This window comes from Clostridium sp., from assembly GCF_051656525.1.
Lineage (GTDB): Bacteria > Bacillota > Clostridia > Clostridiales > Clostridiaceae > Clostridium.
This window is the reverse complement of sequence record NZ_JBOGCC010000182.1, coordinates 1-2,974: the sequence shown is the minus strand read 5'-3', so window position 1 is coordinate 2,974 and position 2,974 is coordinate 1. Positions and strand designations below refer to the sequence as shown.

Genomic DNA, 2,974 nt, shown 5'->3' with positions numbered 1-2,974 from the left:
ATAAATATGATAGGAGAAAAAGGGCTTAGTTACTTAGATAGAATGGAAGAAAAATTAAAGGGAGCCTTTGTGATGAAGGCTTCTTTGTATGGAGAAATAAAAGAAAAAGAACTATCAGAAAAAGATTATAAAGGGTTAAAATTTTTTTGTGAAAAAATAAGTGCAAAGCTAGGGCTTAATATACCATTTGGAGATCTAAATCTTTATAATGAAAAATCAGTTGTAGAAATTGGTTTAGAAATAAAAAGGCAAATTGAACTAAGAAGAAAGGTTTTAGATAAAAATATAGTAGCAGAAATAATTTTTGATTTTATAGAGAAAAAGCATATGTGTGTCTTATCAACAGGAGATGGAAAATCTCAAAGAGCAACGCCTTTAGAATATATATTTTATAAAGGAAATTTATACTTTATTTCAGAAGGTGGCATAAAATTTGCAAATCTTTATAAAAATAAAAATGCAGGAGTAGCTATATATAATGATTTTGAAGGCTTTAATAAGCTTTGTGGTTTGCAGATAGATGGAGAAATTGAAGAGGTAGAATTTAAAGGAGCAGAATACTTTGAAATAATAAAAAAACGTAGGATAAATAAAGAAATGCTTGAAAAGCTAGAAGTAAATTTATATGTAATGAAATTTAAAATTAAAAGGATAGAGGCTATAAATCCTAAGTTTAAAGAATATGGTGGATGTTATAGGCAGACATTAAAAATAAAGGTATAATAGAATGAGAATTTTACTAAAGGCTGTTTTAAAATTACAGCCTTTTTTTAGAAAGAAGGAAAGTGAAAATGCCAGTATATAGATTAGATGAAAGAGAAGTATCTTTTCCTATGCCTGAAATGGCAGAAGAAGATGGGCTTTTAGCAGTTGGAGGAGATTTATCACAAGAGAGACTTATCTTAGCTTATGAAAATGGAATTTTCCCATGGTTTAATGAGGATGAGCCTATACTTTGGTGGTGCCCTAAGGAAAGATATATTATAAGACCAGAAAATATTAGAATATCAAAATCTATGAGAAGAGTTTTAAATAAAAAAGATTTTACTGTTAATGTGAATAAAGATTTTGAAGGAGTAATATCAGCATGTAAAGAACTTCGTGAAAAAGCTGAGGGAACTTGGATAACAGAAGAAATGAAGGAAGCTTATATAAATTTACATAAAAAAGGATTTGCTTTAAGTGTAGAGGTATTAAAAGATGGGAAATTAGTTGGTGGAATTTATGGGGTTGTAATTAATAAGTGTTTTTTTGGAGAAAGTATGTTTTCAAAAATTCCAAATGGATCTAAAATAGCTTTAATATATTTAGCAAAAATATTAGAAGAAAATAAATTTAAATTTATAGATTGTCAATTTCATACAGATCATCTAGAAAGTATGGGAGGAGAATATATAAGATTTAGAGAGTATAAAGAAATGATAAAAGAGTAAAAAGATAAATGGAAATTTATACAATATATTATAAAAAGCTAAGATGGAGGAAAGGTTAATTATCCATTAGTTGGAGTTCTAGCAGGGGGAAGTGTAAATATAAATAGTGGAACAAAATATTTTACTTATTTGTTATATTATGATTACGTAGGAATAGATAGATTTGAGATAAAGGCTAGCAAATATACTTCTTTTGAGCAAAAGAAAAATTAAGAGGTTTTAGTAATAGAAAATGCTAGCGTGATAAATAAGTGTAATGAATTAAATAATAATAATATGTTTTGTGTTGATTCACCACCATGTTCGTATGGATTCGATTGTTTTGATTATCTAGAGAGTTATAACTACCAGTCTTTTACATGCAAATATAATTAAAAATCTTAAGAAGATTAATATTTTAGAGAAAATAATTTTTTAATATTATAAAATATGTATTTTATGTTAAGATTAATAGAAAAAGATGAGAGAAAAGTGGTGATAGATATTAATAAGAAAGAAAAGTTACCTTTCTTTAAAATAATGAGAGAAAGCTTAAAAGATTTTAAATTAAACTTAAAAGAAGTAGTAATATTTGAAATGGCATACAGGATTTTAACCACGTTTATATTAATTCCTATAAATTTCATAATATTAGAACACTTCATTAAGAACACAGGTGTTAATGTAATAAGCAATAAAGAAATTTTGAAATTTAGCTTAACAAAAGAAGGAATATTTTGTATAGGAATATTACTTATAATTTCATTTTTAATGGTCTTTTTTGAGATAGGTGCATTAACTTATATAGGTGTAAAATCTCATAAAAAGGAAAAGGTAAAACTTTTAGAAGGGGTAGTAAATAGTTTAAATATTTTAAAAGATACAATAGGATTTAGTATAATTCCACTTATAATAATAGTTGGTGTTGTAGGACCATGGTTTAGTATGGGAATGTGCAGCTCTCTTATAAGAGAATTTACAATACCACCATTTGTAACAATAGAATTAAGTAAAACTTTAGGTGGAAAAATATTATATGGAGTAATTATAGTAGTTTTAGTATTGCTTTTATTAAGATGGATATTAGCGATTCCTACAATAGCAATTGAAAAGGTTCGTGGGAAAAAAGCACTTAAAAAAAGTTATAAAATGTATAAGAAAAATAGGATTGGACTTTTAAGTTCTATAATATTTTGGGAAATTGGAATAGGAATTTTAAGAGGGCTTTTATTTGGAGGAATAACTCTGTTTGGAATAGTTATAGGAAACATGCTAGGAGATACAACCTTTAAAGCAAAAGTATTTTTAATTTTTATGATAATAATCTTCACAGTGATTTATGTAATAGTAAGCTTATTATATACAGGATTATTTACTCAATTTTTAATATCAATTTATTATAGATTAAGAAGTGAAGATTGTATTGAAAGAAAGTTTATAGAAAAGGTAAATTATAAAGAGAAAAAAGCATATACAAGAATAGAAAAAATAAAGAGAATAATACCTATAATTATAGTAATTTTATTTGCAGGAGTAACTATCTATAATCTTTATAGTGTAAA

General features: G+C 25.8%; 3 protein-coding genes. All 3 read left to right on the top strand.

Annotation, left to right across the window (positions count from 1 at the left end):
* A partial coding sequence (locus ACRDDY_RS09260) for a hypothetical protein (RefSeq protein WP_438564668.1) occupies positions 1 to 723 on the top strand: 723 nt, incomplete at its 5' end.
* Between the two features lie 68 nt (positions 724 to 791).
* Positions 792 to 1,433: a leucyl/phenylalanyl-tRNA--protein transferase gene (gene aat, locus ACRDDY_RS09255; protein WP_438564667.1), complete on the top strand. Its 642-nt coding sequence runs from the start codon at positions 792 to 794 to the stop codon at positions 1,431 to 1,433.
* A gap of 474 nt (positions 1,434 to 1,907) precedes the next feature.
* On the top strand, positions 1,908 to 2,974 hold a 1,067-nt coding region (locus ACRDDY_RS09250; protein ID WP_438564666.1), incomplete at its 3' end, for a glycerophosphoryl diester phosphodiesterase membrane domain-containing protein.